Source organism: Arthrobacter monumenti (assembly GCF_054511255.1).
Genome location: NZ_JBTNCY010000008.1, coordinates 49,807 through 74,124, shown reverse-complemented (window position 1 = coordinate 74,124; position 24,318 = coordinate 49,807). Strand labels below are relative to the sequence as shown.

21 protein-coding genes and 1 riboswitch are annotated in these 24,318 nt (G+C 63.1%); of the genes, 10 read left to right on the top strand and 11 right to left on the bottom strand.

Going from position 1 to position 24,318, the window contains the following annotated elements; translation table 11 throughout:
* Positions 1 to 259: 259 nt before the first annotated feature.
* Positions 260 to 1,174 (bottom strand): serine/threonine-protein kinase, encoded by a 915-nt coding sequence (locus ACX80B_RS13300; protein ID WP_459296911.1) that lies wholly within the window; start codon positions 1,172 to 1,174, stop codon positions 260 to 262.
* 196 nt (positions 1,175 to 1,370) lie between these two features.
* Between ACX80B_RS13300 and ACX80B_RS13295 the strand changes: the two genes are divergently transcribed.
* Complete coding sequence (locus ACX80B_RS13295; RefSeq protein ID WP_459296909.1) at positions 1,371 to 1,784, top strand: pyridoxamine 5'-phosphate oxidase family protein; 414 nt, start codon at positions 1,371 to 1,373, stop codon at positions 1,782 to 1,784.
* A gap of 45 nt (positions 1,785 to 1,829) precedes the next feature.
* On the opposite strand, the gene ACX80B_RS13290 is transcribed toward ACX80B_RS13295, so the two are convergent.
* Entirely contained in the window at positions 1,830 to 2,465 is a 636-nt protein-coding gene (locus ACX80B_RS13290) for a class I SAM-dependent methyltransferase (protein ID WP_459296908.1), read from the bottom strand.
* Between the two features lie 57 nt (positions 2,466 to 2,522).
* Entirely contained in the window at positions 2,523 to 3,443 is a 921-nt protein-coding gene (locus ACX80B_RS13285; protein ID WP_459296907.1) for an SMP-30/gluconolactonase/LRE family protein, read from the bottom strand.
* Positions 3,444 to 3,573: 130 nt separating this feature from the next.
* Here ACX80B_RS13285 and ACX80B_RS13280 point away from each other — a divergent pair, with 130 nt between their 5' ends.
* On the top strand, positions 3,574 to 4,431 hold the full coding sequence (locus ACX80B_RS13280; protein WP_459296905.1) for an FkbM family methyltransferase: 858 nt from the start codon (positions 3,574 to 3,576) through the stop codon (positions 4,429 to 4,431).
* Positions 4,432 to 4,465: 34 nt separating this feature from the next.
* Here the strand turns inward: ACX80B_RS13280 and ACX80B_RS13275 are convergent, their stop codons facing one another.
* The 4 genes from ACX80B_RS13275 to ACX80B_RS13260 form a co-directional block, all read right to left on the bottom strand.
* Positions 4,466 to 4,951, bottom strand: a complete 486-nt coding sequence (locus ACX80B_RS13275) for a DUF4262 domain-containing protein (RefSeq protein ID WP_459296903.1) — start codon at positions 4,949 to 4,951, stop codon at positions 4,466 to 4,468.
* Between the two features lie 143 nt (positions 4,952 to 5,094).
* On the bottom strand, positions 5,095 to 7,851 hold the full coding sequence (locus ACX80B_RS13270; protein WP_459296901.1) for an alpha-amylase family glycosyl hydrolase: 2,757 nt from the start codon (positions 7,849 to 7,851) through the stop codon (positions 5,095 to 5,097).
* Between the two features lie 105 nt (positions 7,852 to 7,956).
* On the bottom strand, positions 7,957 to 10,287 hold the full coding sequence (gene metE, locus ACX80B_RS13265) for a 5-methyltetrahydropteroyltriglutamate--homocysteine S-methyltransferase (RefSeq protein ID WP_459296899.1): 2,331 nt from the start codon (positions 10,285 to 10,287) through the stop codon (positions 7,957 to 7,959).
* A 70-nt stretch (positions 10,288 to 10,357) separates the two neighbouring features.
* On the bottom strand, positions 10,358 to 11,314 hold the full coding sequence (locus tag ACX80B_RS13260; protein WP_459296897.1) for a methylenetetrahydrofolate reductase: 957 nt from the start codon (positions 11,312 to 11,314) through the stop codon (positions 10,358 to 10,360).
* Positions 11,315 to 11,596: 282 nt separating this feature from the next.
* A riboswitch (SAM riboswitch) is annotated at positions 11,597 to 11,722 on the top strand.
* A gap of 30 nt (positions 11,723 to 11,752) precedes the next feature.
* On the opposite strand from ACX80B_RS13260, the gene ACX80B_RS13255 reads away from it, so the two are divergent.
* Genes ACX80B_RS13255 through ACX80B_RS13245 form a run of 3 tightly spaced genes read left to right on the top strand, consistent with a single transcriptional unit; the run spans position 11,753 to position 13,072 of the window.
* The gene (locus tag ACX80B_RS13255) at positions 11,753 to 11,938 is read left to right on the top strand and encodes a hypothetical protein (RefSeq protein ID WP_459296895.1); all 186 of its coding nucleotides are present in this window, start codon (positions 11,753 to 11,755) and stop codon (positions 11,936 to 11,938) included.
* Positions 11,935 to 12,351 (top strand): PIN domain-containing protein, encoded by a 417-nt coding sequence (locus ACX80B_RS13250; RefSeq protein WP_459296893.1) that lies wholly within the window; start codon positions 11,935 to 11,937, stop codon positions 12,349 to 12,351. The genes ACX80B_RS13255 and ACX80B_RS13250 overlap by 4 nt, the downstream gene beginning before the upstream one ends.
* A gap of 10 nt (positions 12,352 to 12,361) precedes the next feature.
* Positions 12,362 to 13,072, top strand: a complete 711-nt coding sequence (locus ACX80B_RS13245; RefSeq protein ID WP_459296891.1) for a sirohydrochlorin chelatase — start codon at positions 12,362 to 12,364, stop codon at positions 13,070 to 13,072.
* Positions 13,073 to 13,084: 12 nt separating this feature from the next.
* Here ACX80B_RS13245 and ACX80B_RS13240 read toward each other — a convergent pair whose 3' ends face one another.
* Positions 13,085 to 14,839: a penicillin-binding transpeptidase domain-containing protein gene (locus ACX80B_RS13240; RefSeq protein WP_459296889.1), complete on the bottom strand. Its 1,755-nt coding sequence runs from the start codon at positions 14,837 to 14,839 to the stop codon at positions 13,085 to 13,087.
* 193 nt (positions 14,840 to 15,032) lie between these two features.
* Between ACX80B_RS13240 and ACX80B_RS13235 the strand changes: the two genes are divergently transcribed.
* From ACX80B_RS13235 to ACX80B_RS13215, 5 genes are read left to right on the top strand one after another with little or no spacing between them, the layout of a single operon-like run.
* Positions 15,033 to 16,766, top strand: a complete 1,734-nt coding sequence (locus tag ACX80B_RS13235; RefSeq protein ID WP_459296887.1) for a nitrite/sulfite reductase — start codon at positions 15,033 to 15,035, stop codon at positions 16,764 to 16,766.
* The gene (locus tag ACX80B_RS13230) at positions 16,763 to 17,479 is read left to right on the top strand and encodes a phosphoadenylyl-sulfate reductase (RefSeq protein ID WP_459296885.1); all 717 of its coding nucleotides are present in this window, start codon (positions 16,763 to 16,765) and stop codon (positions 17,477 to 17,479) included. The genes ACX80B_RS13235 and ACX80B_RS13230 overlap by 4 nt, the downstream gene beginning before the upstream one ends.
* Positions 17,476 to 17,616: a hypothetical protein gene (locus tag ACX80B_RS13225; protein WP_459296883.1), complete on the top strand. Its 141-nt coding sequence runs from the start codon at positions 17,476 to 17,478 to the stop codon at positions 17,614 to 17,616. Before ACX80B_RS13230 ends, ACX80B_RS13225 begins: the two co-directional genes overlap by 4 nt.
* On the top strand, positions 17,613 to 18,902 hold the full coding sequence (gene cobA, locus ACX80B_RS13220; RefSeq protein WP_459296881.1) for a uroporphyrinogen-III C-methyltransferase: 1,290 nt from the start codon (positions 17,613 to 17,615) through the stop codon (positions 18,900 to 18,902). Before ACX80B_RS13225 ends, cobA begins: the two co-directional genes overlap by 4 nt.
* Positions 18,875 to 20,308 (top strand): FAD-dependent oxidoreductase, encoded by a 1,434-nt coding sequence (locus ACX80B_RS13215; RefSeq protein ID WP_459296879.1) that lies wholly within the window; start codon positions 18,875 to 18,877, stop codon positions 20,306 to 20,308. Before cobA ends, ACX80B_RS13215 begins: the two co-directional genes overlap by 28 nt.
* 209 nt (positions 20,309 to 20,517) lie before the next feature.
* Here ACX80B_RS13215 and ACX80B_RS13210 read toward each other — a convergent pair whose 3' ends face one another.
* The 3 genes from ACX80B_RS13210 to ACX80B_RS13200 all read right to left on the bottom strand — a co-directional run bounded on the left by ACX80B_RS13210 (position 20,518) and on the right by ACX80B_RS13200 (position 24,317).
* Entirely contained in the window at positions 20,518 to 21,864 is a 1,347-nt protein-coding gene (locus ACX80B_RS13210; RefSeq protein WP_459297262.1) for a bifunctional o-acetylhomoserine/o-acetylserine sulfhydrylase, read from the bottom strand.
* Positions 21,865 to 21,957: 93 nt separating this feature from the next.
* The gene (locus tag ACX80B_RS13205) at positions 21,958 to 23,337 is read right to left on the bottom strand and encodes an ABC transporter substrate-binding protein (protein WP_459296877.1); all 1,380 of its coding nucleotides are present in this window, start codon (positions 23,335 to 23,337) and stop codon (positions 21,958 to 21,960) included.
* Positions 23,338 to 23,345: 8 nt separating this feature from the next.
* On the bottom strand, positions 23,346 to 24,317 hold the full coding sequence (locus ACX80B_RS13200) for a carbohydrate ABC transporter permease (protein ID WP_459296875.1): 972 nt from the start codon (positions 24,315 to 24,317) through the stop codon (positions 23,346 to 23,348).
* Between the last annotated feature and the right edge of the window lies 1 nt (position 24,318).

The following is a 24,318-nucleotide window of genomic DNA, read 5'->3' as shown; positions in this document are numbered from 1 at the left end:
GTCCTGACAGTTCGCGACCGGTGACTTCCCAAGGTGCGTTGTTAACGTTGTTTCTACCTCATGAAGGTGCGAGTGAAGAACGATCAGCCCAGGCTGGTCAACGGTGCCGGTGAGCGTTGGACATTCCCCCGTGTCCTTCGCTCACCGGCATTTTCCACTCGAAGCAGTAAGTCGGGCGGCAAGTCGAAGTACTAAGCCGGCAGGCGGCAAGGCAGAAAGCGGGGCGATCGTGGTCCGGCTCAGGCGCGTCCAGGTTAGCTCAAGCGCCGGCCAACGCGTGGGCAGCCTCGGCGGCGGCGGGCCGCTGTCCCGGATCGACGGCGGTCATCGACTTCAGCACCGCGGCCAGGCGTGGCGGCAGACCGGACGGGATTTGCGGGCGGCGCATTGTCCTGGCGAGCATCGCGGCCATCGGGATACCGCTGAAGGCGGGCTTTCCGCTGAGGCACTCGATCAGCACCAGGCCCAGCGAGTAGATGTCGCTGGCCGGACCGGCGGCGGACTCGCGGGCCTGCTCCGGACTGGTGTACAGCGCGGTCCCGAGGGAAAGTCCCGGCGCAACCGCTTTACCGTACGCGGCACTGCCGAAGTCGGTGAGTTTGGCATGCGTACCCGACCGGTGGGAGTTCGCCCCGATCAGGATGTTCGCGGGTTTCACATCCCGGTGCACGATCCCAAGACCGTGGATGTGCGCCAGCGCCCGCAGCAGGTCGAAACCCCAAGCGGTCACCTCTGCCGGCGTCCGGCGGGCCTTTCGGATCAACTGCCGCAAGTCCGCGCCCTCCACCAACTCAAGGCACATGTAATGATGTTCGACGCCGGCATCGGCGGCTTCGGTTCCGTGTTCCAACAGGCGGACGACGGCGTCGTGCCGGGCTTGGCCGAGCAGCGAGGCTTCGCGGTGACACCGGGCATGGAGGTCTGGATCCCCGGCGGGTTCGGAATACACCTTCAGGGCGACTGCCTTGTCCTGCTCCAGATCGAAGCCGCGGTACACGGTGGCGGCAGATCCACGGCCGAGTACGCCGTCCAAGCGATAGCGGCCGACCCTGTTCATGGGGACGCGGTGCGGCCCAGATCCGGATTTGGGGACAGGCATCGCCGGGGCAGCGGGACCAGTTGGCTGGCTGACCCTGCCCAGTTGTTCCTCGACGAGCCCGGATTGCAGTTTCATGATGTTAATTGTTCGGACCATTCGGGCTCAAAGATGGGTGGCTGACCGGCGTTTCGTGCATTATCTTTTTGGCCCTACCTTTCGGGCAGCAGGGCGCTTAGGCTGGGGAGCGAACGACGAGGGCGTGCTTGCAGCCCGAGCCGGAGGCTTCGTTGGAAGGTGAATTGTGGATCCAAGAGAGAACGAATATCGGGGGATGCCTGGCACCCTCCGCGTCGGCGAGGACCTGACGGTTGATGAGTGTTGGAATCTACTCACCACTCAGCAGACCGGGCGGGTCGGATTCGTGCGGGAGAATGCTGTAAACATCTTTCCCGTCAATTATACAGTGCTCGATCGTGGTATTTACTTCCGCACGGCTGAAGATGGCGATATCGGCCGGTCGTTGCCGCTGGAGCCCGGTGCGTTCCAGGTGGATGTGGTCAAAACTGCCGAAATGGCGGGCTGGGCTGTCCTCGCTCAAGGCACGGTGGAGCTGGTCGAGGATGAGGAATTGCTTACCAATCTTTGGGGCAGCGCGATGGAAGAACCGTGGGCGTCAGGCCGGCGGACCAGCTTCGTCGGAATCCGTTCTGCAAGCGTTACGGGCCGCAGGGTGCACACCGCCTGAGTACTGGGCTGACTGTTGAATTCCGAACTCCGGCGATGGTGACAGTTAAAGCGTTGAATTGTTGACCGCATGCAGAAGGGTGTCGACGGCGTCGTGCCCTTCGTCTTGCGGGCCTTCCGGATCCGCCGCAGTATTCCGGACTATCTGCTCCGCAGCGATGATGCTCAGTCCTTCGGCCGCGGCGAGCAGCATCCCCGGAGTGTAGAGAATGTCCGGGTCTTGTGGTCCTCCGGTGCCGCGGGTGAGGTTCTCCTTGTCGTGCCCGATCACCAGCAATGTCCCGCCGGGTGCGAGCCACTGTGCAGCGCGGCGGATCACGTTGCTGTTCGAGTCCGCATCCAGATGCAGATAGGTGATGATGATCAGGTCGTACTTCCGGGACGGTTCCCAGCGCGTGGCATCGCCGAGCTGCCAGTCAATGGCGATACCTCCGGCCGTGCCCCGGGCGCGCGCAATATCCAGGCCCTCGGCGGAGAAGTCGACGGCGGTGACTTGCCAGCCACGGTCGGCCAACCAGACCGCGTTCCTCCCGTCTCCGGTGGCCAGATCGAGCGCCGTGCCGGGATTGAGCGGCCCGCCGATTTCCTGCAGCTTCCTGTGCGGCCGGGTGGACCAGAGACCACCACCCTCTCCGCTGGAGCGTGCCTCCCGGTATCGTTCGTCCCAGGCTTCAGAATCCATGGCTATCCCTTCAGGTCGCTTCACTGGCGGCTCCACAGACGGCCACACTGGTGATGCTCATTTATGAGGCCGCGCGGAGACGGCCGCGTCCGACGTCGTCGTCCTGATCCGGTACATACTGGACGACGCCGTGATGTACAGGGCCGCGCCGTCGTCGCCACCGAAACACAGGTTGGCAACGCGCTCCGGCACGGGAATGCGCTCGATGAGTTCGCCAGCAGGAGAAAAGACCTGTACCGAATCCCAGCTCGAGGTCCAGACATTGCCGTCCCGGTCCACGCGGAATCCGTCCGGCAGCCCCGGGCTTACCTCGGCGAAGATCCTGCCGTTCTTGGCATGGCGGCCCTCAAAAACGTCGTAGGCGTGAATCGCATGCCCGCCCGGCCTCCCCGGAACAGGCGTTCCCGGCGGGTCGACTGACGAGTCCGAGACGTAGAGGATCGACTCGTCCGGCGAAAAGGCCAGCCCGTTCGGCATCTCGACGTCGATCACCACCGGGTCGAGTTTGCCGCTCGCCGGATCGTACCGGAACACGTAGTGGTCGCCGTACTCAAGTTCGCCAGCGTGTCCCTCGCCGGCTTTTCGGATGCCGTATGACGGGTCGGTGAACCAGATTGTGCCGTCGGAAGCGACGACGACGTCGTTGGGTGAGTTGAGCCGTACCCCGCGCCAGGAATCCACGAGCGTCGTCAGCTTTCCGTCGTCGTCGCGCTCCACCGCCCTGCGGCCATGGGAGCACTGGATTACAGCACCGTCGAGGTCAAGCGTGCGGCCGTTTGTGTACTCGGCATTGGCCGAATACACGCTCAGCTCCCCAGACTCCTCGCTGTACTCCACGATCCGGTTCGCGGGAATGTCGCTGAACCGGACGGCGCGGCGCTCCGCCAGCCACACCGGCCCTTCCGCCCAGGTGGTGCCGGTCGCAACTTTTTCCAGCTCGGCGCCTTCTGCAATCAGTCCGGATCCCACCATCGTCATTACCTCTGCCTCCGCTGTTTCCCAAAGTCCCGTCTAGAATAAGCGACATGGACAGCACGACGACGGCACTCAGTGTTTTGCCAGCCTGCACCCGGCAACCGGTCAAACTCGATGCGTACCGTGATGGCGCGTGACCACAATCGACGCTTCTCCCCGTTTCCTGCGCCCAGGTGCTCTGCATGAAATACTGCTGAAGCTTGCCCGGCTCCGCATTGTTGAGCCGGAAGTGGCGGGACTGCAGGCTGTAATCTGTCCGGGCGACCAGGTGTTCGACGTCGGCGCGGGGTACGGTATGTACTCATTTCCCCTGGCGCAGCTCGTCGGTGGAAGCGGTCGCGTGCACTCATTTGAACCGCAGCAGCATCAGGGACGGGTGCTTCGGCTGATCCGCCGGTTGAGCCGCTCGGGTCAAATCAATATCACCAAAGGGGCGCTTGGTGCCGGGCACGGCGAACACAGCCTCGTGTTGCCCACCCGTTTCGGCATCCCGATCCATGGCCACGCGCACGTGGCCGAGGGCGTGCAACAGGTGCGGACGCCCTCGTTTGGGAGTTCCAGGAACCAGGCAACCTCGATGACCACCATTGATTCCTGGTGCGCCGCGAACAATGTGGGACCGGTTTCGTTTATCAAGGTCGACGTTGAAGGTTTTGAACCGGACGTCCTCGACGGCACCACAGGCACCATCGATGCCTGGCGTCCCAGTCTCCTCCTTGAAATAGAGGACCGGCATGTGAGCCGCTACGGCCGGAACGCCAACGAGTTCGCCGATGCTATCCGCGACCGCTGGCCCGAATACGGGATGTACACCTGGTCGGGCCACTCGTGGCGCCCGGCTGACCGGGTGCGGTTGGGCGTTCGGAACTACCTTTTTGCGACGAAGACCGCGTTCTCCCGTGGAGGGAAAGTTGAAGCGCCGGAATCACCAGGAATGATGACGACGGCGGGTACCCCCGTCCCTGCCGCAACGGCACCGGCGGTGCCGTAGGGCGACGTCCCGCCACTGGGTCCGAGGCCTTCTGTCAGCCCTGTAGTCTGTGCGCCGGCCAGCTGGATGGAGGTGTCCCGTACAGTGGCTGTGTCAGCACGTCGGGCGGTTGCTGTTCCCATGGAAAACGGCCGGAATTGTCAGCCCAAACTGCCTGCAGAGCCTGCACTCTCCATGAATAGATTTTGGCGGCCATAAGCAGGACATCCCGCGGTTGTTCCATCGGTGCCAGATAAACATTCCGTTCGGGAAGTTCGAGGGTTAGCCCGGCAGTCAGCTCATCACCGTGGTCGAGGACCATATGGGTGAGGAGGGTCAGCAGGTCGGCCGTTTCCGGGCTGGTCCTGCCAGTGATCAATAGCTCCGGATGCCGACGCTCGGAAAGGCCAACCGTGTAGCCAAATGCGGGAGAGGTCAATTCTCCGTCGACCATCACCATTGACCAGCCATACCGGGCAACTCTGATTTTGGTTTCGGCCACTACCTGCCGATGGGACTTTCCATTGCAAATTTCGCACATACCGTCTCCTCAAACACGTTTCGTAGACTCAAGTGTGCTCGCGGTCCGTGAGGAGTGGTACGGGTCATCGGTGGTATGTGGATGTTCCTTGGGGCGCCCATCGCTGTGGAGGAGATGCGACCTTCGGGGCACCTCAGTGGCGGCTAACGCGCACTGATCACGTGGGTTTGGTGATCGTAGTGAAGCGTGACTGCACCGCCCGGATGATCCAGCGGTATATTTGCGCCATGCCGGATACCTCCGGCGCCATAGTTCTCCGTCCAGCTTCGGTCCAGTGCGGCCTTGAATTCGTATTGGCCAGAGGGGAGATCCTGAATTGTCAGCTTCCATGTGTGCTCTGACTCGACGAAGGTCATCTGCGCTTGGTAGCAATTTGGCTGCCAGTCTTCGGGGCAGCCGATCTCCGTGTTCAAGCTGCCCGCAACTGCGACTGTCTCCGGCTGCTGGACGTCGTTGCCGACCGTCACGGTGCGGATGTCGCTGACGACGTTTCCCAGCAGTGCCCTGTACCGGACCTGGGTTCCCTCAGCCAGTTCCAGTGTTGCCAGATCATCGGACACCGTGTAGGCAGGGGAGGAATCGTCGGAACCTATGGACGTCCATTCGCCACCGTCCACGCTCCGCTCAAAACGAACCGTGTAGGTGGCTTTCTCCGGTTCAGCGACCGCGCGGACCTCGACCTCATCCTGCACGTCGCTGTTTTCCTCCGGTAGCTCCATTGTCAGTATGGGAGAGGGGACATCGGCAGCCTCGACCTGGCTGATTGAAGTATGCCCCGCGTTATCAAGGACGACGGCCCGATAGTCGATCGGCATGCCTGGTTCCAGCCCACTAATGTCATGGAATACCTGATACGGCGAATTGTCGTCCGTGCCGATGGGCTTCCATTCCCCGTCTGCGACCTTGGCTTCAAAGGTGACCTCATAGAACGAGGAGCCATCGACGTCGGCCGCTACATGCATCCGGCCATTGTCCGCAGCCGCGGCAGCGGGTTCAGCCAGTTCTATATCCGGTGCCTCGTTGGAGTGCGGGATTCGCCCTGACGATTGATAGACGACGGTCGACAGCGCAGGAACCGACAACGAAAGGTTTCCTTCTTCGCTCGTTTTGACGTGCCCGGCGCCTTCGCCATAGATCTTCGTGAAGTTCCGTTTCGGTATGAAGGTATCGACCTGTGCGGAGGCTTCGCTCTCGCTGTTATTTACTGCGACGACGTATTCCCGCTGATCCTGCGCGTCGATCCGGGAAAAGGCGTAGATGCCGCGGCCGTTCGAGGCATACCGGTTCTGGTGGGCACCGTCACGCAGGGTCGGGTGCTCTTCGGTTATGGCTGCCAACCCGCTGATGTGCTGGTACAACGGATGCGAGGTGTTGAAATTGTCCGAGGCGTGGGTCGACGTCGTGCCCAGCAGTTCGTCGTCCTGATAGTCCGGAACCTGACTGGCAAACATGCTCTGCCGCGCATTCTGGTCTCCGCCCGGGCCGGTGAAGCCCTGTTCGTCTCCGTAGTAGACCACAGGGTTGCCGCGGGAGAAGTACATGAGCTCGTGCGCCAGTTCGGATCGCTCCAGCCATTCCGATTCCGCCCCTTGCGGGTTGTCCGCCATGATGAAGCTGCCAATCCGTCCCATGTCATGGTTCCCGAGGAAGGTGGGCAACTGGTATGCATTCGAGTCCGCATCGGTATACCAATCATCCGCGGCGAAGAAGTTCATCAGGGCGTCTGCGTCCTGCCCGCGGGAGGCAAAGTTGCGGGCGGCATCCTGGAACGGAAAGTCGAGGACGGCCTGCATATTGTTTTTGGTGGTAAACCGGGAGGTGTAGGCCTTGTCCGTATCGAAGACTTCACCAAACATGAAGAATTCTTCCTTGCCTTGAGCCTTCGCGAATGACAGCACTTCCGGACCGAATTTCTGCCAGAACTTGTCATTGACGTGTTTCATGGTGTCGATCCGGAAACCGTCGATGCCGAAGTCGGCGATCCAGGTCTGATAGATATCGATCATTCCGTTAACTACCCGCGGGTCTTCGGTAAACAGGTCATCCAAACCGAAGAAATCCCCGTAGTAGGAGTTTTCGCCGGCGAAGGTGGTGTCACCCCGGTTGTGGTAGAGCGATGGGTCGTTGAGCCAAGCCGGAACCTTCAGCGTCCGTTCCTCCGGCTCGAGCACCGGCGTGTAGGGGAAGGATGTTTCCGGATCGAGCTGCGGGAAGGCTTCCGTGCCGGCGTAGTCCCGGTCGTCGAAGGGCACTCCTGCGGCGGTTTCATATGGTTCAGCATCCTTCGGGATGTATGGAGCACGGGCTCCTTCCTCATATCCGATAACGTCCGCAGTGTGGTTGGTGATGATGTCGAAGTAAACTTTCATCCCCCGTGAATGCGCCTCGTCAATCAACTTCTTGAGCTCCTCATTGGTGCCCAAGTGCGGATCGATTTGGGTGAAGTCTGTAATCCAGTAACCGTGGTAGCCGGCCGAACCGTCTTCGGGCTGGACCGGCTTGTTCTTGAAGCTGGGAGTCAGCCAGATGGATGTAGTGCCGAGCCCCTCGATGTAGTCGATACGCTCCAGCAAACCCGCCAGATCACCGCCGTTGTAAAAACCCTTGTCGGTTGGATCGAATCCGGAAACCATCGGATCGTTGCCCAGTCCGGCGTCGTCGTTGGCCGGATCGCCGTTTTCGAAGCGGTCTGCCATGACGAAGTAGAAGTTCTCGTCGCTGACCGGCGCACGCAGCGAATGGAGCGCGGATGGTTCGTCGCTTCCGTCCTGTTCCGGTGTTGCCTGCGCCGGGAGCGCGGCTCCGCTGGAAGCGATGACTGCAGCTGCAACGACGGCGGCGCCACCGCGGCGTAGACCGCGGCGGCGCCTGGGACGGATGGCGGAAATGAGCGAAACCAAGACGGGTGAGCCTCCTAGTCGGGGAGTGATGCAGCTCACCACGCTAAGTGGTGACCCGTCTGGCGTCCATACGTCCTACCTCCTCCTGCGCAGGCGCGGTGTCCCTCAGACCGCCGGTACCAGCGATTCCCGAACCGACACGGCCGCCTGCACCAGGTGGCGCAGGGATGCGGTGACCTCCGCATAGCCTCGGGTCTTCAGCCCGCAGTCCGGATTGACCCACAACTGCGACGCCGGTACGTGGTCCAGGGCGGATTGGAGCAACTGCCGCACTTCGTCAGCGGAAGGCACACGGGGAGAGTGGATGTCATAGACGCCGGGCCCAACTCCTCGGCCAAAGCCGTGCTGCCTCAGGTCCGTGACGACTTCCATCTTCGAGCGCGCCGCTTCGATGCTGGTCACATCCGCGTCGAGGGCATCGATGGCGCCTATCACCGCCCCAAACTCGGAGTAGCACAGATGAGTGTGTACCTGGGTCGCGGCCGCCGCGCCGGAGGTGGCCAGCCGGAACGCGTTGACGGACCAGTCCAGGTAGTCGGCCTGATCGGCCCGGCGGAGCGGCAGCAGTTCGCGAAGCGCAGGCTCGTCGACCTGGACGATCGGGATGGACGCGGCCTCCAAGTCGGTGATCTCGTCGCGCAGCGCCAGCGCCACCTGGTTGGCGGTTTCACGCTGTGGCTGGTCGTCCCGCACGAAGGACCACGCCAGGATGGTCACCGGTCCGGTGAGCATGCCCTTAACCGGCTTGTTGGTCAGCGATTGAGCGTAGACGCTCCACGGAACGGTGATCGGGGCCGGCCGGCTGACATCGCCCCACAGTACGGCAGGACGGGTGCACCGGGATCCGTAGGATTGCACCCATCCATGCGTGGTGGCTTCGAATCCGTCCAGATGTTCGGCGAAGTATTGCACCATGTCATTACGTTCGGCTTCACCGTGGACCAGCACATCGAAGCCGAGGTCTTCCTGCAGGTCGATCACACGCTTAATTTCCACCTGCATCGCCTGCGTGTACTCATCGGCACCGAGTTCACCCTTCCGGGCCAGCGCCCGGGCGGAACGGATTTCGCTGGTCTGCGGGAACGAGCCCGTTGTGGTGGTGGGCAACGGCGGGAGGTTCAGGGATTCGGCCTGGGCTGCTTCACGGACCGCGTAGTCGGCGCGGCGGAAATCGGACGCGGCGAGGGCGGCCGTCCGGTGGCGGACTTCGGCCCGCCGGACGCCTGCGGCGTTAGGGCGGGAGGCCAGCACCTCTGCGGCCGCCGTGATCTCCGCATCAATGGCGCCGGCAGCTCCGATGGCGCGGGACAGCGCCACCACCTCGGCGACTTTCTGATCGGCGAAGGCCAGCCAGCTGTGCAGAGCCGGATCGAGCTGTTGCTCATCATCGGCGTCGTAGGGCACGTGCAGCAGGCTGGTCGAGGTGGAAACAGCAATCTGCCCGGCCAACTCCTCCAGGCGGGCCAGGCTGCCGGCGGCGGCTTCCAGATCCGCTTTCCAGATATTGTGTCCATCCACCAAACCGGCGACGAGGGCCGTACTGCCGAGATCCTGCAGTGCCGAAGCGTCCGGGACGGTGCCCTTGAAGACATCGATGTGCAACGCCTCAATGTCAGTGCCGGCCAGCACGGGCAGCAAATTCCCGGCCGAACCATACGGTGTGGTGACCAGGATCTGCGGGCGGTTGCCGTCCGTCAGGGTGCGGTAGGCGCGTTCGACGGCGGCGGCCAGTTCGCCGTCGTCGACCGGCTGATCGGCTACCAAAGCTGGCTCCTCCAACTGCACCCACTGGACCCCGGCGATGCTGAGGTCTTCCAGGATCTGCTGGTACACCGGAAGCAGATCGTCCAGCCGGGACAGTGGCCTGAACCCTTCTCCGGCGCCTTCGGCGGCCTTGCTGAGCAGCAGGAAAGTCACCGGTCCGATCAGCGTGGGGCGGGTGGTGAAACCGGCGTCCGAGGCCTGCACGAAGTGGTCCCTGACCCAGCTGTTGGCGTAGCGGAATGTGGTCTCCCGGCCGATTTCCGGCACCAGATAGTGGTAGTTGGAATCGAACCACTTGGTCAGTTCCAGCGGCGGGTTTTGGTCATTCCCACGCGCCAAGGTGAAGTAGGCATCGAGGCCGATCCCGCCGTCGTCGTCAAGAATTCCCGCGAAGCGCTGCGGCACGGCACCGACGGCGACTGCGGTGTCCAGCACCTGGTCGTAGAACGAAAACGATGCCGGAATGGACGAATTGCCGGCGTCCAGACCCAACCCGGCCAGCCGGGCATACTGGTTGTGCCGCAGATCCGCGGCCTCGCGCTGCAGCGTGGCGGCGTCGCTGCTGCCGGCCCAGTAGGACTCGACGGCCCGCTTCAATTCGCGGCGCCGGCCAATGCGTGGATAGCCAACGATGGTGGCTGACGGGAATGGTGTGGATATGGGGCTGGGCATGGTGAACTCCTTATTTTGGTGGCGGTCAGGCAGGTGCTGGTCAGGCAGGTGCTGGTCTGGCGGATGATGGTCAGGCACTGGTGCGGATACGCTGGCTTGTGGACGGGGTTGTCGGGTTTGTCGACGGACGGGCAAGGTCGAGACGGTTGACGATCTCGAGTGTGGCGGTGTGGTCATTGAAGGTGTAGAGATGAAGTCCGGGTGCGCCCGCTTCCAGCACCTCTTCGGCCAGTTCAACGGTGGCTTGTAGACCCCGTTCGTGACGGATGTGGGCGTCTCCGGCGCCGGTTAACCTGTCCATCAGCGCGGCGTCGGGTGCAATGCCTGCCAGTTCGCTGAGGCGGTTAATGCGCCGGATGCTGGTGAAAGGCATGATGCCCGGGATGACCGGGATCACCACTCCTGCGCGCTGTGCCCTTTTGAGCAGGTCCCGGTACTCTCCGGGCCGGAAGAACAGTTGGGTGACGGCGAAATCCGCCCCCGCTGCCTGTTTGGCCAGCAGCACGTCGACGTCGTGCTCCACACTGGGTGACTCCGGGTGCCGGTTCGCATAGGCGGCCACGCCGATGGAGAGTCGTCCGGCGGCCAGATGTGCGGTGCGGGTGCGCTCCACCTCGCGGACAAGTTCCACCAGATGGACTGCGCGCTCCAGCTCGCGGACAGCAGAACCGGATTGTGGCTCGTCGCCGCGGAGCGCCAGGATGCCGCGGACCCCGCGGTCGATTAACGCGTCGATCACAGCAGCCAGTTCCGCCCGGCTCTTGCCGACACAGGTCAGGTGGGCGAGCGGCCGCAGCGTTGTCCGGTCATGGATTCTGGCCAGCAGGTCGAGGGCTGTGTTGTGGTTGCTTCCGCCGGCCCCATAGGTCACGGATACGTAGTCCGGAGCGGTCGCTTCCAGTTCGCGGATGGTCCGCCACAGCACCGCTTCCGCGGACGGACTGCGGGGTGGATAGAGCTCGTAAGAAAGTGCCGGGTAGGTTGTACTTCCGGTTTTTGGGCACGGAGTAGCCACATTTGTAGTCATGGTGGATCCTTTGTTGTCGTCATCGCCGGCAACGGAAAATGGCCGGCTGAAAGATACACACTGCGTCAGGCTCGCACCCGGAGCACCCACACCCTCTTGTTCGAAGGTCGCTGACGCGGAAAGTTGTTTAGCAGCTGTCTGAAAACCGTAAGGGCCGGGTGCCCTCCACCACCAAGGAAATGCCGAACATGACGGTGCGTGAACCGTTCAAGCCGGTTTGTGACGAAAGACTAAGCTCCATCCAGATCCCCGTGCCCCGCGTCGTGTTTATACTCGAGACAGCTTCAAGAGATGCGGCCGGAAAGCTCCGACTTGGCCGCACACCAACCCCGGTACTGTGCAGGGTGGTTCGGATGAGGAAGCGGCCGGCATTCGCCCGTGGGCAACTGGTGCCGGCAAGAGCAGATTGAGAGGAACCGGCCCATCCGCGCCGATGACATGCAGAATCCTTCCCCGCAACATCAGAATGCGCTCACGCTTGAGGAGTATGAGTCGCTTACTTCCGCCCGGGCGGAGTTTGTCGACTTCCTGCTCGGCGCTGCCACCTCTGCAGCCGACGACGGCGGCACGGCTGTGGAGCGTGGGACCGCCACCGATCCGAGGCACGACGGCGGTGCCGAATGAATCAGGCATCCGGGCTGCTGCTGGATACCGACGTCGTGGTCGAGGTCCGCAGCGCCTCTCCCGATCCGTCGGTCATCAGGTTCCTGGAACTGCGCCGGCATCAGCGGCTCTACGTTTCCGTGCTGACCGTAGGCGATCTGTACGGGCTGCACAGCCACGAACAGGCTGATGAGGAATCCGGCCGTCAATGGGTCGAAGAGCTGCGGCGGCGGTTCCCGGCCAACATCCTGTCCATCGACCCGGCGGTCGCTGCGGAACGGGGGTCGCTGACATCGGCGCCGGACCTGCCTCCGATCGATTCCCTGATCGCCGCGACCGCGCTCCGGCACCGGCTCACCGTTGTCTGCCGCGACGTCAACCGGTTTGCCGAACTGGGGTTGAACGTGATCACGCCGTATGCCTACAAACAATGAGGAGCAGCCGATGCAACCGGTCCTGATCGCCTGCTCGCATGGCACCGCGAACGAGGTGGGGCAGCAAGCCATCCACCAGTTGCGTAGTGATATCGCGGCGCTTAGGCCGGGACTCGATGTGCGCGAGGCCTATGTGGACGTCCAGCAACCGCAGCTGCCCGCCGTGCTGGCGGGGCTGGCACCCGGCGTTCCCGCCGTCGTCGTTCCGCTGTTGTTGTCGGTTGGCTTCCACACCAGCGTGGACATCGCCCGCGCCGTCCGCGCCCGGGCAACAGGTCCAGCCGGGGGTCCGACGGCGGCAGCGGCACCTTTGGGCCCGGATGACCGGCTGGCTGACATGTTGCAGCGCCGGCTTGAGGAGGCAAAGGTCGCCGCGGACGAAAGCGTGGTTCTTGCGGCAGCAGGCTCCTCCCGTGCTGACGCCACTACCGCCGTCGAGGATGTGGCCGGTCGGTTGAGACAGCTGCGCGGAACCGAGGTGGTGGCCGGTTACGGCGCTTCCGCCCGTCCCACCGTTGCCGAATCTGTAGCCGGGGTGCGGGCCGTCAACCCGCGTGCCGCCGTCGCGTCCTATCTCTTGGCGCCCGGTTACTTCCATGACCAACTTGGCAGGAGTGGGGCCGACGTCGTGACGGAACCCTTGCTGCCGGATGCCTCGTTGGCACAGATCGCGCTGGACCGGTTCGACGCTGTCAATGGCGTGGGTTCCGCATTTCCGTGACCGCGGCCCGCATTAGCTTTGCGCAGCACCCTCGAGGAACGCCTCCATCAAAGGTCCCCCGGAGGTCGACCCGTACTCGCCTTCTTCGACAAAGACGGCGACGGCAAGGTCTCCATGGACGGCAACCATCCACGCGTGGGTCTTCGGTGGTGTCCCACTGCCGAATTCCGCTGTACCGGTCTTGGCGATCACGGGAGCACCCGGAATGTCGCGCAGCATCGAGGCACCGCCTTGAGTCACCACACCGCGCATCATTGTGCGCAGCATGGCTGCTTCTTCCTCAGTGACCGGTTTGGTACCACTGCCCGGTTTCCCGGATTCGGTAGGTTCAGCGCGGGGAGCCGCGGATTCGGTGGGTTCAGTGCTGGCGCCACGTTCACCGGCACTTTCATCCAGCAGTTTCGGTGTCACACGGTCACCTTCTCCGACTGAGGCAGCCATGGTGGCCAGGGACAGTGGCGAAACCTGGACCTCACCCTGTCCGAACATCGATACGGCATGCATCGCCGGATCGGCCTTCGCCGGTACGGAGCCGAAGAATGCCGGGTATCCCAGATCCGTTTCGACGCCAATGCCCAATGCCGCCGCAGCCGACGCCAAGTCGCGCTGGGACACTGTGCCGCTTTCCGAGATGAATGCGGTGTTGCACGATTGCGCAACGGCCAGCTTCAGTGGGATCTCGCCCAAGGCGCTGTCAGGGTACGTCGGCGCGTTCTGGAAGCCCTGGTAGTTGTCGGTGCAGGATACTGTCGATTCGGGAGTCATTCCCTGGCGGATCAAGCCAAGCGAAGTGGCAACCTTGAACGTCGACCCAGGCGGATACTGGCCCAACATGCTGTTCGCTTGCCCACTACCGTCCGGGCCATCAGCGGCGGCCAGGATTTCGCCGCTGGACGGGCGTATGGCCACGATCGCAGACGCTGAGTCTTCGGCTTGGAGAACGTCCTCAGCCAGCAGTTGGAGATCATTGTCCAGAGTCGTTTGAAGTGCCTTGCCCGGTGCCGGCTTCGAATTGAACAACACCCGCGCTTCCCGTTCGGTCCCTGCGGTTTGCCCTGAGCCCGTTCCCGGCGGGACTGCGAGGACCGTTACGCCCGGCGGCCCGCTGAGTTGCTTATTGTGGACGTATTGCAGGCCGGTCAGGCCAGTGGTATCTCCCGCCTCGAATGCGCCCTTCGAGGATTCAGCCATTTCAGCTGTCGCTTGGCCAACCGTCCCAAGAATCGGGCTGCCGGCCTCCAGTTCCCCGCCGTCGGAACCGCGGATCCCGGCACGGTCGCCCGGAGTGGTACGCATTGTCAGGGCCTCTCCCGGTTTAAGTCCAGGGGCGACGACGGCGGGAGACCAGGTTGGGTGCCACTCGTCCTCCCCACCAAGGACCAGCTGCGCGTTCGCAGTATAAGACCAGTCCTTGGTGCCCTCGAGATCCCAGGTGTAGCGAAGCTTGGCGGTGGCGGCGCCGTCGTCATCTTCAGCAATTTCGACGTCGGCAACAGAGACCTTGGGCTTCAACTCCTCCATGCCCGCTGTCATCTCTTCGAGCCGCTTATTCGCCTTGCCTCCGGCGGCGTCCGCGAAGGAGATTCCAGATACATCCATTGACGACAAGGCCGTGGCGAGTTTTTCTGCTGCAGGCTCGGGGCTCGGACCGTCAGCTGTGCAGGCAGACGCCGAGGCGGCCAGCGCAGCAACGACCGCGCACGTGATGAGGCGCTTGATCCCCTGCACTGGAGTAAGTCGTTTATCCCGGTGTACTAAGCGTTCCACCAACCGGATGCTACAGCAGGCTCCCTAACGGTAGCTGGACGCTGGATTACAGCGTCGAACCGCAAGCACCGGGGCATTTTCTTATGCCCGGAACATGACGTTTTATGTAGGTCGAAGAACCGAAGTTTCGGGTCGTGAATTGGCGTTGCGACGCCCTTTGTTTCCTGATCTGCACGCCAGTAGCGTCCCACTCATGACGACCTCTCAGACAGCGCAATTGGCACCGGCATCGCCTGCGGCCCTGACCGGCCCCGGCCCCAGCAAGCCACAGGGCCAGTGGAAAATCGACGGTACCGAACCGTTGAACGGAAACGAGGAATGGAAGAGCCAGGACAACGGGCTCAACGTGCGGGAGCGGATCGAGCAGGTCTACTCCAAGCATGGATTCGACTCGATCGACCCGACCGATCTGCACGGGCGGTTCCGTTGGTGGGGCCTCTACACGCAGCGCAAGCCCGGGATCGACGGCGGCAAGACCGCGACCTTGTCCGTCGAGGAGATCGAAGACAAGTACTTCATGCTGCGGGTGAGAATCGACGGCGGTGCGTTGACCACCGATCAGCTGCGGGTGATCGCGGACCTTTCCACCGAGTTCGGCCGGGATACCGCAGATCTCTCCGACCGGCAGAACATCCAGTTGCACTGGATCCGGGTGGAAGACGTTCCCGAAATCTGGCGGCGTCTCGAAGCGGCGGGACTGCAGACCACCGAAGCCTGCGGGGACGTTCCGCGGGTGATCCTCGGTTCGCCGGTCGCAGGCATCGCCGCCGATGAAATCCTCGACCCAACGCCGGCCATCCAGGAGATCGCCCGCAAGTACATCGGCGACCCGGACCTGGCGAACCTGCCGCGAAAGTACAAGACGGCCATCAGTGGCCATCCCAGCCAGGACGTGGTGCATGAGATCAACGACGTCTCGCTGATCGGCGTGGTCCATCCTGAGCTGGGGCCCGGCTACGACCTCTGGGTGGGCGGTGGCCTGTCCACCAACCCGAGGCTGGCCGAGCGGCTCAACGTCTTCGTCCCGCCGGAACGTGCGGCGGAAGTCTGGTACGGAGTAACCTGCATCTTCCGCGACTACGGATACCGCCGGATGCGCCACCGCGCCCGGATGAAATTCCTGCTCAAGGACTGGGGCGCCGAAAAGCTGCGCCGGGTGCTGGAGGAGGAGTACCTGCAGGGCCCGCTGCCGGACGGACCGCCCGCCGAGCGTCCATCCTCACCCGGCGACCATGTGGGAGTGCATCGGCAAAAAGACGGCCGGTTCTTCCTCGGCGTGGCTCCCACCGTCGGCCGGGCATCCGGAACGATGCTGCGCCGGCTGGCCGACATGCTGGAGGCCCATGGCTCCTACCGGCTGCGGACCACCCCGCATCAGAAGCTGGTGCTGCTCGACGTCGACGAGGCCGAGGTGGAACCGTTGCTGGCCGACGTCGAATCCCTTGGCTTGACCGCCCGGCCCTCCCTGTTCCGCCGCTCGACCATGGCCTGCACCGGCATCGAATTCTGCAAACTGGCCATCGTCGACACCAAGGACACTGCTGCGGCCGCCGTCGACGAACTTGAGGTACGCCTCGCCGATCTGGCCGACGCCGGCACGCTGCCGGAACAACTGACGTTGAACGTCAATGGGTGTCCTAATTCCTGCGCGCGGATCCAGACCGCCGACATCGGCCTGAAGGGACAACTGCTTCCCGACGGCGACGGCGGGCAGACGCCGGGATTCCAGGTCCACCTCGGCGGCGGGCTGGCGTCGAACGAACGGGACGAGGCCGGACTGGGGCGAACGATCCGCGGGCTGAAGGTCACCGCCGACGGGCTGGCCGACTACGTCGAACGGATGGTCCGCACCTACGTGGACCAGCGGGCCGACGGCGAGACCTTCGCCGAATGGTCGCACCGCGCAGACGATGAGGTGCTGAAGTGAGTGCCCAGCTGCTGCGCCGCCCGGCCGGCGAGCTCAAGGCGCTCGCGGACTCTGGTTCCGCCACGCTGGGCGCTGATGCTTCAGCCGCGGAGCTGATCGGCTGGGTTGCGGAACATTTCGACGTCCGCGCCGCCGCCGTCGCCAGTTCCATGGCCAACGCGGTGCTGCCGCATCTGGTAGCGCAGCAGCTTCCCGGTGTCGACGTTCTGTTTTTGGATACCGGGTACCACTTCGCGGAAACCCTCGGCACCCGCGCCGACGTCGCTCACAGACTGAATGTGAACGTGGTGGACGTGGAGCCGGAACAATCCGTCGCTGAACAGGACGCCGAACACGGCAAGGACCTGTTCGCCCGGGATCCGTCGTTGTGCTGCCAGCTCCGCAAGGTTGCGCCGCTGGCCCGCGCTCTGGCCAACTACGAAGTGTGGTTCACCGGAATCCGGCGGGAGGAGGGACCTACCCGGACCAAGGCCCCGCTGATCAGTTGGGATGAGCGGCACGGGTTGGTCAAAGTGAACCCGTTGGCGGCTTGGAGCTTCGACGAACTGCTCGATTATGCCGCCGTCCACGACGTGCCGGTCAACGTCCTGCTGGCCGAAGGTTACCCCTCGATCGGCTGCTGGCCATGCACCCGTCCGGTTGCCGACGGCGAGGACCCCCGCGCCGGTCGGTGGGCCGGATTGGCCAAGACCGAATGCGGAATCCACACATGATGGCCCCGCGCCGTCACCCTGTCGAGGTGCTGCTGTGTCTCGGGCTTGCCGCGGCGATCATCCTCGCCGGCATCGTCGCCTCCACACACGAAGAAAACCACAGACCGGAAGCTCCCGGAATCGAAGGACAGCCATGACCTATCCCATTTCCCTGCAACTGGCGGGGCGCAAGGTGCTCATCGCCGGAGCCGGCCCGGTGGCCGCCCGCCGCATCCCGGCGCTGCTGGACGACGGCGCCAATGTCACCGTCGTGGCACCGTTCGCCTGCGAGGACATCACCGAATGGGCCGGGACTGGAGCATTGCGCTGGGAACGGCGGGACTACCAACCGGCTGATCTGCAGGAGGCTTGGCTGGTATTTGCCTATACCGGCTCGCCTACGGTTGATGAGCGGATCGTGGCCGAGGCGGAGGCAGCCCACATCTGGGCCTCCCGGGGCGGCAGCCACCAGACGTCGCGGATGTGGGTGCCAGCGGTGGCCGAACGCGACGGCATCAAGGTCGCAGTCAACGCCGGAGGAGATCCGAAGCGTGCCGCGGCAGTGCGGGATGGCATCACCGCCGCACTCGACTCTGGCCAGTTGCCGCTGCGTAGATTCCGGAAAGCGGACGACGTCGGCACCGGGTGGGTCGCTCTGGTCGGCGGGGGACCGGCGGACGAAGGCCTCATCACCGCGACCGGACACCGGCTGCTCAGCCAGGCCGACGTCGTCGTCGCCGACCGGCTGGGCCCGCGCTCTATTCTGGGCAGGCTCGGTGACGGCGTGCGGATTATCGACGTCGGGAAGTCACCCGGCCACCACCCGGTGCCGCAGGAAACCATCAACCGGATTCTGGTCGAACAGGCGTTGATGGGCCGGCACGTGGTCCGCCTCAAGGGTGGAGATCCGTATGTGCTCGGCCGCGGCGGCGAAGAGGAACAATACTGCCGCAGCCATGGCATCGACGTCCAAGTGGTTCCCGGTGTCACGTCAGCTATCTCCGTGCCGGCCGCCGCCGGAATCCCGGTGACACACCGCGGGCTGGCGAAGGGGTTCAGCGTGCTGACCGGACACGAAGACCTCCGCATCCAAGCGGGACAGGTTCCGCCCGGTGCGGACCACACCTTGCTGCTGCTGATGGGCGTGGCCCGGCTTGAAGAATCCGTCCGGATCCTGATGGAGTACGGTCGCTCACCGGATACCCCGGTTGCCATCATCGAGAACGGCTGGATGCCGCAGCAGCGCGTCACCACCGGCACGCTTGCCGACATCGCCGGCACAGCCAAGGCCCGCGGCGTCGAGTCACCGGCGGTGATCGTCGTCGGGGACGTTGTCACCCTCTCACCGCATTACGCAACAAACCCGCCGCATTACGCAGCAAACCCACCGCACTATGCCACAGCGAAAGGAACACCATGGGAGAGCGCATTAGCCGCCCACTGAGAATTGCCATTATCGGAGCCGGACCGGCAGGAATTTACGCGGCCGATATGCTCGCAAAATCGGAACAGGTCCAATCCGGAGACATTAAGGTCAGCCTGGATCTGTTCGACAGGTATCCGGCGCCCTACGGGCTCATCCGGTACGGCGTTGCGCCCGATCATCCACGGATCAAGGGGATCGTCAAGGCGTTGCACAAGGTGCTCGACCGGGGAGATGTTCGTTTCTTCGGCAATGTCGAGTACGGAACCGATCTGACCTTGGCCGACCTGCGGGAACATTACGACGCCGTCATCTTCGCTACGGGTGCCATCGAGGATGCCGACTTGAACATTCCCGGTATTGAGCTGGACGGGTCGTTCGGCGCGGCTCAGTTTGTTTCCTGGTACGACGGTCATCCCGACGCCGGCCGTCACTGGCCTCTGCAAGCCCGCCAGGTCGCGGTGTTGGGCAACGGAAATGTGGCACTTGACGTGGCGCGGATGCTTTCCAAACATGCCGATGACCTGCTGGAGACAGAGATTCCGGACAATGTGTACCGGGCATTGAAGGATTCCCCGGTCACCGACGTGCATGTCTTTGGCCGGCGCGGCCCGGCCCAAGTGAAATTCACCCCCTTGGAACTGCGCGAACTGTCGCACTCGAAGGACGTCGACATTGTCCTGTATCCGGACGACTTCGAATTCGACGCCGCGTCGGACGAAGCGGTCAGGAGCAACAACCAGGTCAAGAACATGGTCGGCACACTGACCAACTGGGTGGCCGAGGAACAGGACACCGGGGCCAGCCGCCGGCTGCACCTTCACTTCCTGCACAACCCGGTGGAGATTACCGGTGTGGATGGGGAGGTCAATGGGATCCGGTTCGAGCGGAACGGGCTGGACGGCTCCGGCGGGGTAAGGGGCACCGGAGAATACCTCGATTATCCGGTGCAGGCTGTCTACCGGGCAGTGGGCTATTTCGGTTCTGCCCTGCCCGAGGTGGGTTTCGACCACAGCAAGGGCATCATCCCGAACGACGGCGGCAGGATCCTGGACCGGGACGGCGCACCGGCGGCCGGGCTCTATGCCACCGGATGGATAAAGCGCGGACCGGTGGGGCTGATCGGGCACACCAAGGGCGACGCGTTGGAGACCATCAACCACCTGTTGGAAGACGCGGACGGACTGACGCCGGCGGGCATCCGGGATGAGGGCGCCGTCGTCGAGCTGCTCGATAGCCGGGGAATCGAGTACACCGGCTGGGACGGGTGGCTCGCTCTCGACGCGCATGAGCGGCAACTCGGTGAGGCGGCGAGTGTGGATGGTCCCCTGGCACGGGAACGGGTCAAGGTGGTTCCGCGTGCGGACATGGTCAGCATCTCCCGCGATGCAGTCGACCAGACCGTACCAGTTTCGTCCCTGGGATAGGTTCGTCCTGTCGGATCGCCACCCCGCGTTGGGATAAGCCCGCTCAGCTTCGCTTCCCGCCCACTCGGAGCTACTTCCGGGTGGGCAGGAACCGATCTGTCCCACTTTTCATGCCTGGAGTGTGGGCCCACGCCACTTCGGCCCACAATCCAGAGGGGTGAATGGTGGGCCGAAGTGTGCGCGGCTGACGTGTGCTGGTTCGTTCGCGGTCAGGTGCTCTTGGCCGCCCGGAATCCGGCGTCGAGGTCGGCGAGGATGTCCTCGATGTTCTCCAGGCCGACCGACAGCCGCACCAAACCCGGTGTGACCCCCGCGCGGTGCTGTTCCTCTGCTGTGAGTTGGCCGTGCGTGGTGGATGCCGGGTGGATCACCAAGGACCGGACATCGCCAATATTGGCCACATTGGAGTGCAGTTCCAAGCCGTCGACAAACCGACGCCCGGACTCCAAACCGCCCTTGATGTTGAAAGCGATGACGGCGCCGGTGCCCTTCGGACCGTATTTGCGGCCCCGTTCGTACCAACGGCTGGATGGCAGGCCGGCGTAGGCAACGGAATCCACTTCATCCCGGTCTTCCAGCCAGCGGGCGACTGTATTGGCGTTCTCCACATGCCGTTCCACCCGCAGGCTCAGTGTTTCCAGGCCCTGGGCGATCAAGAAGGCGTTGAAAGGTGCGACGGCGGCGCCCAGGTCCCGCAGCAACTGCACCCGTGCCTTGAGGATGTAGGACAGGTTCGCACCCAGCGCTCCGCCCTCGCCCAGGTCCCGGCCGAACACTAAACCGTTATAGGTCGGGTCGGGAGTGTTAAAGCCAGGGAACCTTTCCGGGTCCTTCGTGTAGTCGAACTTGCCGCCGTCGATAATTACGCCGGCAATCGCGTTCCCGTGCCCGCCCAGGTACTTGGTGGCGGAATGGACGACGACGTCGGCGCCCCACTCCAGCGGTCGGATGAGATAGGGCGTCGCCAGCGTGTTGTCGACAATCAGGGGCACGCCGGCGTCATGGGCGACCTTGCTGACACCCTCGAGGTCCAGCACATCCTGCCGCGGGTTGGACACCACTTCACCGAAGAACAGCTTCGTATTCGGCCGGACGGCATCGCGCCACTGTTCCAAGTCATCGGGGTCGGCCACGAACGTAACCTCCACACCGAGCTTCTTCAGGGTGTGAGCGAAGAGGTTGTAGGTTCCGCCGTACAGGCTCGGGCTCGCAACGACATGATCACCGGATTCAGCCAGATTCAGCACCGCGTAGGTTCCGGCTGCCTGGCCTGAAGCGAGCAGCAGTGCGCCGACTCCACCTTCCAAGTCGGCGACCCGGGCTTCAACTGCTTCGGAGGTGGGGTTGCCGATCCGGGTATAAATCGGAGCGAGCTCGGCCAAGGCGAAGCGGTTGGCCGCACTTTCGGCGCTGGGAAACACAAACGAACTGGTCTGGTAGATCGGCAACGCACGCGCGCCGGTCGCAGCATCGGGCTCTTGCCCGGAGTGGATTTGGCGGGTTTCAAACGACCAAGCGGTAGTCATATCAGGCTCCTGTTCTGTCGGGGATTTCAGTGTCTTGGAACGCCGGCAGTAAGGGCGAGAGCGTGACTCCGCATGACCGTCACGAAGCCTTTGTGTCGATTCGTGACACCAAATGTTCCGCGACTAATCGAACAGGCGGTTGATGCGCTTGTTGACCTCGTCCAAGGTGGATACGTCGCGCGTGCCGATGTAGATCTCGTCCATCACCGGTTGCATGATCGAGTTGATCGTGGCCCCGTGATCGGTGACCGGGAACAGCATTGTGTTCTGGTTTTCCACCAGTTCCGTGAACGGAGTTGGGTCGATTCCCTTTGACTTGAAGGTCTCGATTGCCGCCTGTGTTCCCGCCGGCCGCGCCGGGAGCACGACGCCTTCCTTGCCGATGATGACCTGGCATTGGTCGGATCCCAGGAAGTCCACCAGTTCCGCGGCTTCTTCGGGATGCTCCGTCTGCGCGCTGATCGAATCGCCCAACCCATTGAACATCGAGACGGGATGTCCGACGGGGCCGGAAGGAATCTTGGCGATGCCCATGTCGACGTTCTGCAGCCCTGCGTAGATCCGGATCATCCAGGAACCGTCGGCCGCTATTGCCGCGTTGCCTGATCCGAGCTGCTGGGAGGCATTGGGTGTTGCACCTACCTTTTCGAATGGAGGCAGGTATCCCTTTTCGACCAGTCCGAAGTACCACTCGATGGTTTTCTGGAAGCGTGGGTCGTCGTAGTTGTATTCGTCGCCCCAAACCTTCTGGTTATTGAAGTTCCATCCGGTGGAACCTGCCAACCAGGACCAATGCGTCTGGCCGTGATAGCCGCCGGACCCCGCCGAGGCCAGCCCGTAGACTTTGACATTATTTGGGTCGAAACCAGGCTCGTCACCGCGGACGCCGTTCTTGTCGATGGTCAGGTGGGCGAGTACGTCCTCGAAGGTTCCGCCGTCCTCTGGATTCCACGTGAGATTCCGGAGGTCCTCTGGAGTCATTCCCGCCTTCTCAAGCACCTGTTTGTCGTAGAACAGCGCGACCGTATCAAAGTCTTTTGGCATGCCGTACTGTTTTCCGTCCGGGCCCTGCCACAGCTCAGCCAGACCGTCCTGGAATTCATCCGCGTCGAAGTCGCTGGTCGCGTCCAGTGTTTTCAATGGAAGCAGAACGCCGCGGCTGACAAACTCGGGATACTTGCTTGCATGGTTGGTGAAGACGTCGGGTCCGGCCTCGGCGACGAAGCTGGCGGTCAATTTTGCCCAATAGTCGTCAAAGCCGTACTGGGTGATGCGGACATCGATGTTGGGATTATCCTCTTCAAAGGCGTCGACGCATTTTTGGTAGCCCGGTAGTTGGGCCGAGTCCCACAACCAATAGTCAAGGGTCGTGGTTCCCGTACTGACTGGAGTGCCACAGGCGGCGAGTCCCGCAGCCAGGCTCACAGCCGCCGTCGTTCCGGCCAGTCCCCGCCGCAACCGGCGACGCACTGCAGCTCTGCGGAAAGAGTGTGTTGTTTTCATGGAGTACCTCACTTGATTCCGCTGAAGCCGATGGAATTGACGATTTTCTTTGCGAAGCAGGCGAACAGAATGATCATCGGCAGCGCCGCCACCAGCGTCGCCGCCATCAGTCCCGCCCAGTCCGGCCCTGTTTGTGGTGTCTGTGCGCTGAAGGATCCCAACGCCACCGTGAGCACCCGGGACCGGTCGGAATACGACACCATCAAGGGCCAGAAGTAGTCATTCCAGGCCGTGATGTAGGTCAGGATCGAGATCGTTGCGATCGGAGCCGCCGACATCGGGATAATCAGCCGGAAAAAGACGCGGATCTTGCTCGCACCATCAATCAGTGCGGCTTCTTCCACTTCCAGGGGAACGTTCAAGAAGAACTGACGAAGGAAGAAGATCGCGAATGGTGCCATGAACAAACCGGGGAGCATGATCCCGAGCAAAGTATCGACCAGGCCGAGCTGTTTGATCAGCAGGAAGTTGGGCAGCAGGGTGAAGATCAGCGGGACCATGAGGGAGAGCAGGAACAGGCTGAAGACGAAACTGCGGCCCCTCCAGCGCAGCCGGGAGAAGGCGTAGGCCGCCATCGCGGAAAAGAAGACCTGGCAGACGGTGATGCCGGTCGCCACGAACACGGAGTTGCCCAGGTAGCGCCAGAAATTCATGTCGGCCCCGGATCCTCCCTGCGCGATTGCTTCCTCCGTGGACTGCATTCCGAAGACCCTTTCGAAGCCACCCCAGCTGAAATCGACCGGCAGCAGCGAGGTGGCGTTCGCGTACAGTGCGTCGTTACTCGAGAGTGCCGTGCGCAGCATCCAGTAGAACGGGAAGATCGTGGCCACCAGCAGGGCGATCATGGCGATCCAGGCGAAGATACGGCCGATGGTTGGCCGCCGTCGTTTCCGCTCGGTGTGCCGGCTGTTCGGATTTGCGGGGTCAGTTTCGGCGACATCTGTGGCGCCTGGCTGCGCCTCGGCAGTGGTTTGCGACATG